This window comes from Bradyrhizobium sp. UFLA05-125, assembly GCF_059803515.1.
This window is the reverse complement of the sequence record NZ_JBANBJ010000094.1, coordinates 24,823-31,038: the sequence shown is the minus strand read 5'-3', so window position 1 is coordinate 31,038 and position 6,216 is coordinate 24,823. Positions and strand designations below refer to the sequence as shown.

General features: G+C 64.4%; 6 protein-coding genes. 4 read left to right on the top strand and 2 right to left on the bottom strand.

All coding sequences use genetic code 11. The annotated features are described in order from the left end of the window. Positions 1 to 279 precede the first annotated feature (279 nt). A complete protein-coding gene (locus SO156_RS41265; protein ID WP_156944231.1) occupies positions 280 to 435 on the bottom strand; it encodes a Flp family type IVb pilin in 156 nt (51 codons plus the stop codon). 171 nt (positions 436 to 606) lie between these two features. On the opposite strand from SO156_RS41265, the gene SO156_RS41260 reads away from it, so the two are divergent. Further along, positions 607 to 1,494: a 50S ribosomal protein L11 methyltransferase gene (locus tag SO156_RS41260; RefSeq protein ID WP_498538798.1), complete on the top strand. Its 888-nt coding sequence runs from the start codon at positions 607 to 609 to the stop codon at positions 1,492 to 1,494. Between the two features lie 129 nt (positions 1,495 to 1,623). Here the strand turns inward: SO156_RS41260 and SO156_RS41255 are convergent, their stop codons facing one another. Continuing rightward, complete coding sequence (locus SO156_RS41255; protein WP_458151688.1) at positions 1,624 to 1,806, bottom strand: hypothetical protein; 183 nt, start codon at positions 1,804 to 1,806, stop codon at positions 1,624 to 1,626. 186 nt (positions 1,807 to 1,992) lie between these two features. Between SO156_RS41255 and SO156_RS41250 the strand changes: the two genes are divergently transcribed. The 3 genes from SO156_RS41250 (at position 1,993) to SO156_RS41240 (ending at position 6,194) form a co-directional block, all read left to right on the top strand. After that, positions 1,993 to 3,819 (top strand): aminopeptidase P family protein, encoded by a 1,827-nt coding sequence (locus tag SO156_RS41250; protein ID WP_498538797.1) that lies wholly within the window; start codon positions 1,993 to 1,995, stop codon positions 3,817 to 3,819. Positions 3,820 to 4,103: 284 nt separating this feature from the next. Next, a complete protein-coding gene (locus tag SO156_RS41245; RefSeq protein ID WP_458151685.1) occupies positions 4,104 to 5,381 on the top strand; it encodes a multidrug effflux MFS transporter in 1,278 nt (425 codons plus the stop codon). A gap of 300 nt (positions 5,382 to 5,681) precedes the next feature. Beyond that, a complete protein-coding gene (locus SO156_RS41240) occupies positions 5,682 to 6,194 on the top strand; it encodes a Spy/CpxP family protein refolding chaperone (protein ID WP_498538796.1) in 513 nt (170 codons plus the stop codon). The last annotated feature ends 22 nt before the right edge of the window (positions 6,195 to 6,216 follow it).

The following is a 6,216-nucleotide window of genomic DNA, read 5'->3' as shown; positions in this document are numbered from 1 at the left end:
GCCTGTGGACAGGTCTGTCCGGCGCATGGGGAGAGGTCGCGCGGGGATCGCGCGGAAATCTGGGACCAGACCGGGGATATCCTGGGGACAAATTCGGGATATCCCTGTGGACCAGCCAGTAGATAAACACTGGCTTGAAGCGCTGGAATCCTGTGGGCCACCGGTGGTGTCTCAGACATCGCCGCCAAAAACGACTGCGCCCGCAAGGGACATTCCCCTGCGGGCGTCGGTCGATGTTTTCAATCAAATAGCCCCCGCTCGGGAAATGGAGGCGCGAAATTACTTCAAGTTGCTGCTAACTGAACCGAACTTGTCATTCAGGCTGGTGCCCAGGCTGTTGACCACGGTAATGATCGCCAAGGCGATGCCGGCTGCGATCAGACCGTATTCGATCGCGGTGGCGCCAGACTCATCGGACCAGAACTTTTGAACCATGCGCTTCAAGATTTTGCCTCCAATTTCCAGTTGCGTTGGCTGCACCCAACATCCGGTAATCTACGGATCGGAACCTAAAGTTGAATAAACGCGGGAACCACAAGTTTTGAGAATGATGCGAGGCGATAACTCATTAAATTGGATCGAACTGAGCGAGTGTAGCTGAGTAAAATGCCCCCCTCCCCCACCCACCGCGCGAGCTTTGCGATCGGCGACGAGGCCGCCGCCAAGCGCGTTGTCGACGTCCTGACCGAGATCTTTTTCGATGGCGACGCCGCGGTCGCCGCGTTCGAGCAGCCCGACGGGCGCTGGGACGTCACGCTGCACTTCGCGGATGCGCCGGATCAGGATTTCCTGAGGGGAATCATCGCTGAAACGGCAGGTAACGGGATCGCGGACACGCTGGTATTCGACAGCGTCGAGGCCAAGGATTGGGTCAAGGCCAGCCTCGAAGACCTCGTGCCCGTTCCGGCCGGACGCTTCGTCGTCCACGGCAGCCATGACCGCGACCGCGTGCCGCCGAACAAGCTCGCCATCGAGATCGAAGCGGCGCTGGCTTTCGGCACCGGCCATCACGGCACGACGCGTGGCTGTTTACTTCTGCTTGACCATGTCTTGAAACGTTCCCGACCGAACCGCGTGCTCGACCTCGGGACCGGAACCGGCGTGCTGGCGATCGCGGCGGCGAAGGCCATGCATAGCCCGGTGCTGGCGAGCGACATCGACCCGCCCTCGGTGCGCGTCGCCCGCGAGAACGCAGCACTGAACGAGGCCGGTCACCTCGTGCATGCGATCCGCGCCACCGGCTTTGCCGCGCCCGATTTTGCCAAATGGGGACCGTTCGACCTGGTGCTGGCCAACATCCTCGCCAACCCCCTGCGGCAATTGGCGGGCCCCATGGTGCGGCACCTTGCGCCGACGGCGCACGTCATCCTGTCGGGCCTCCTGACGCCTCAGGCACCCGCGGTGATTGCGGCCTACCGCGCACGCGGCCTCGTGCCGGTGCGGCACTTGCGGATCGAGGGATGGAGCAGCCTGTTGCTGCGGAGGGTCGGGTGAGGTGCTGTAGGGTGGGGGCGCTCTTCGCGCGCCGTGCCCACCATCGATCCACACTTGGCGATAGACGTGGTGGGCACGCTTCGCTTTGCCCACCCTACGGACTCCCCGCGAGCGGAGCGAGGTGAAGCGCTATTCCGCCGGCTTGTCGTCGCGGCTAATCGGAACGCGCTTCTCGCGCAGGATCCGCCTAGCGCGGCGCTCGGCGAAGCGGTCGATCATCTGGTAGATGACGCCGCGCGGCTTCTCGGGTTCGGGTGAGGACGGTCCACGACGGACCGGAGGCGAGATCTTTTCAAACGTAAACGCAGGCATCGTGTGTCCCCTCGCCGTTGAGATGAACCACTTGCTCTTTTTGCCCTGTCATCCGGATGAAGCGCAGGAGCCGCATCCCTTACTCCACGCGACGCGAATGGAACTTCGCAAGCACAGTCTATGCCAATGCACAACGATTGCGTCCACATTGCGGAGCAATCCCGGTCACCCTAAGATAGTCACAGCATGTTCGAAGCTCACTTCCAGACATTCGAGGAGCCGGAGGCCGGCGTCGCATTGAGCGCGCGGCTTGCGGCACTTCGCGAAGAACTCGCCCGTCGCAAGCTCACCGGTTTCGTCGTTCCGCGCGCCGACCAGCAGCAGAATGAATATGTGGCGCCGTCGGAGGAACGCCTGGCCTGGCTCACCGGCTTCACCGGCTCGGCGGGACTGGCCGTCGTGCTGCCGCAAGAGGCAGCGGTGTTCGTCGACGGCCGCTATACGCTGCAAGCGGCAAAGCAGGTCGACGCAAAGGCCTGGGCCGTCGAACCGCTGATCGAACCGCCGCCGGAGAGCTGGCTCTCCGCGCATCTGGAGGCGGGCGATCGCCTAGGATTTGACCCATGGCTGCACACTTTTGCGGCAGCCGAACGCCTGTCCGCCGCCTGCGCCAAGGCCGGCGCCGAGCTGGTGGCGGTCGACTCGAACCCGGTCGATGCCGTCTGGCACGACCGGCCACCCGCGCCAATCGCGCCGGTCGTGATTCACGCCCTTCAATATGCGGGGATCGCGGAGGTGGAGAAGCTCGCGCAGATCCGTAGCGAGATCGGCAAGCTCGGCGCCGATGCGCTGGTGCTGTCCGACAGCCATGCGGTGGCCTGGAGCTTCAACATCCGCGGCGGCGACGTCGCGCACACGCCCCTGCCGCTCTCCTACGCCTTGGTGCCGAAGGACGGCCGGCCGACCGTGTTCATCGACCACCGAAAACTCTCCAACCTGACGCGCGACCACCTCGAACACTCCGCCGACGTGCGCGAGCCGGACGCGCTAGCACCGACGCTGATGGCACTCGCCAAGAGCGGCGCGGCCATCGCACTGGACAATGCCACCGCCGCCGAGGCGGTCAGCCGGCTGATCACGAGCAGCGGCGGCAAGCCGCTGCGCGGCGCCGATCCGGTGACGCTGCTGAAGGCGGTCAAGAACGGCACCGAGATCGCAGGGACGAAGACCGCGCACCGGCGCGACGCGGTGGCGCTGGCGCGTTTCCTCGCCTTCATCGATCGCGGGGCGCCCAGGGGCAAGCTCACCGAGATCGATGCGGTGGAGGCGCTGGAAACCTTTCGGCGCGACACCGGCGCACTGAAGGACGTGTCGTTCCCGACCATTTCCGGCACGGGCCCGAACGGCGCCATCGTGCACTACCGTGTCACCCGCAAGAGCAACCGGCGGATCGCACCCGGCGATCTGCTCTTGATCGATTCCGGCGCGCAATACGAGGACGGCACCACCGACGTCACGCGCACCATGGCCGTCGGCGAGCCCAGCGCAGAGATGCGCGACCGCTTCACGCGCGTGCTGCGTGGCCATATAGCGATCGCGCGCGCGGTATTTCCTGACGGCACCACCGGCGCGCAGCTCGATACGCTGGCCCGGCAATATCTCTGGGCCGCCGGTGTTGATTTCGAGCACGGCACCGGCCATGGCGTCGGCAGCTATCTCTCCGTGCATGAAGGACCGGCCCGCATTTCGAAGCTCGGCACCACGCCGCTCAAGCGCGGCATGATCCTCTCCAACGAGCCCGGCTACTACAAGACCGACGATTTCGGCATCCGGATCGAGAATCTCGAGCTGGTGGTTGCCGCCGACATCGCAGGCGCCGAGAAGCCGATGAACGCCTTCGAGACGCTGACGCTCGCACCGATCGACCGGCGCCTGATCGATGTGGCGATGCTGAGCAGGGATGAGCTCGACTGGCTCAACGCCTACCACGCGCGCGTCAGGGCCGAGGTGCGGCCCGCGCTCGATGAGGCCACCAGGGCGTGGCTCGATGAGGCGACGGCGGAGCTGACTTAGCATCGCATAGCACGCTCGCGTTCAGCGCAACTCTGGCCCCACCACTCTCGCCCCGCCCTCCGCTGTCATTCCCCGCGAAGGCGGGGAATCCAGTATTCCAGAGACAGTAATTGTAGACGGAGACGCCGCGGCGTACTGGATCGCCCGGTCAAGCGGGCGATGACACCTGCTTTGCGGCAGCGCCTCGCACGAATGACAGTAAAATCTGCGGTGGCAGCCTCACGCATAGCCGCATACCGAAACGACCGTATTCGGCTCGCGCACGATGCGGCTAGTGTCGATCCATGCATGGCATGATGGGCAAGCCGACGCTCTCGGCGCAACAGAACCTCGCGACCTCGCGCGTGATGCTGATGTTGCTCGTCGCCATGACCGGCGTTGCGCCGATCTCGCTCTACATGCTGGTTCCGGCGCTGCCGGTGCTGGCAACGACGTTCGGTCGCGACATCTCGGTCGCGCAGATGACGGTGTCGCTCTACATGGTCGGCATCGCCTGCTCGCAGATCATCATGGGACCGCTGTCGGACCGGTTCGGCCGGCGACCGGTGCTGCTTGCAGGGCTCGCGCTGATGGTCGCGGCGAGCATCGCCTGCATGTTCGCGGACAACCTGCCGCAACTGATCGCCGCGCGCTTCTTCCAGGCGCTGGGCGGCGCCACCGGCATGGTGGTGAGCCGCGCCATCATCCGCGATCTCTACGAACGCGAGCGGGTCGGCGCGATGATCAGCCTCGTCATCGCCGTCATGATGATCGCGCAAATGCTCTCGCCCCTGACCGGCGGCCTGATCGAGACCGCGTTCGGCTGGCGCGCGATCTTCTACGCCATCACGGGAGGCGCGCTCATAGTCGCCGTCGGCATCGCGCTTGTACTGCCCGAGACGCGCCGCGCCCGCGCCGCCGGCAGCGGCTTTCGCGGCGACGTCGGCAGCCTCATCCGCAACCGCGCCTTCGTCGGCTATGTGCTGTGCCAGGTGCTGGCCTCGCAGATCATCTTCACCTTCGCCGGCGGCGGCCCCTATGTCGTGGTGACGCAGATGGGGCGCAGCAGCGCCGAATATGGCGCGTGGTTCGCCACCACCGGCTTTGCGTATCTGGTCGGCAATCTCGCCTGCGTGCGCTTTGCGCCGCGCCACTCGCTGGAGAGACTGATCTGGTTCGGTCTCGCGCTCCAGCTCAGCGGCAGCGTGCTGAACCTGGTCTGGAGCCTCACCGGCTGGAACGAAGCCCCCGCCTGGCTGTTCGGCACGCAGATGATCGTGATGATAGGCAATGCCTTCGTGATGGCGAACTCGGCGGCCGGCGCGATCAGCGTCCGCCCGGAGGCGGCCGGTACCGCGTCGGGCGCGATGGGCTTTTTGCAGCAGGGCATCGGCGCGCTGGTGTCGCAATTCGGGGCCTATCTCGGCGGCCACTCCACGACGACGCTGCCGCTGACCTCGGCCATCCTCGCCATCTCGCTGCTGTGCGCCTCCACCATGATCTTCATCGTGCCGCGGCGCGAGGTCGTGGTGAGCGAAGCGCTGATCGAGCAGGCGGAAGAGGAAGAGAGCGGGATCTTGTGAAGCTTCTCCGGTGGCGTCTCTCTCCCGTGCGCGGCGCTGATGCTACCATTGGTTTCCCATTTGACCTTTCACTGGCGTGACATCTGTATGACATCCCGTTCCAGCCATACGGGATCCGCCGGAACCAGCTCTCTCGAGTGCGCGCCAAGTCACGCTAGACGTGAACGAGCAGGCGTTTTCGGTCTGTGCGTCAGCAGAACTCACCGACGCGTGAGCGGCTTCTTGACGTAGGTCAAGTCATCCCTGGACCCGATGCTCCCTTCTGCCTGGGGGCGAATGACTCGAGACCAGGAGTTTGCGATGATCCTCAAGAAAACAGCCGTTGCAGCGACTGCAGTTCTCATGCTTGCGTCACCCCTTGCCTACGCAGAAGATGCGTCCACCACTGTAGGCATGAGGCATCCTACCGCCACCGACCTCAAAGCACTGACGGATGCGCGTGTAGGTATAATCAAGGCGGCCTTGCAGATGACGCCGGACCAGGAAAAATTATGGCCGGCAATCGAGGACGCCATCCGCGCGAGAGCGAAAAACCGACAAGCCCGGATGGAACGGGTGGCTGAACTACGCGGTAGCGGCGACCCAATCGAGGCCGTTGCCGAACGCAATCCAGTCGAACTCATGCAACGTCGAGCGGAGATGCTGACTCAACGCGCTGCCGACCTCAAGAAGGTCGCCGATGCCTGGGAGCCGCTCTATAAGACGCTAAGCCCGGATCAGAAGAAGAGGATGGCCTTCGCGACCTATGCGGCCATGCATGGGATACAGGATTCGATTGAACATCGCATGGGATCCGAGGATGACGACGACTAATGATCTTGTTGCATGAGCCGTC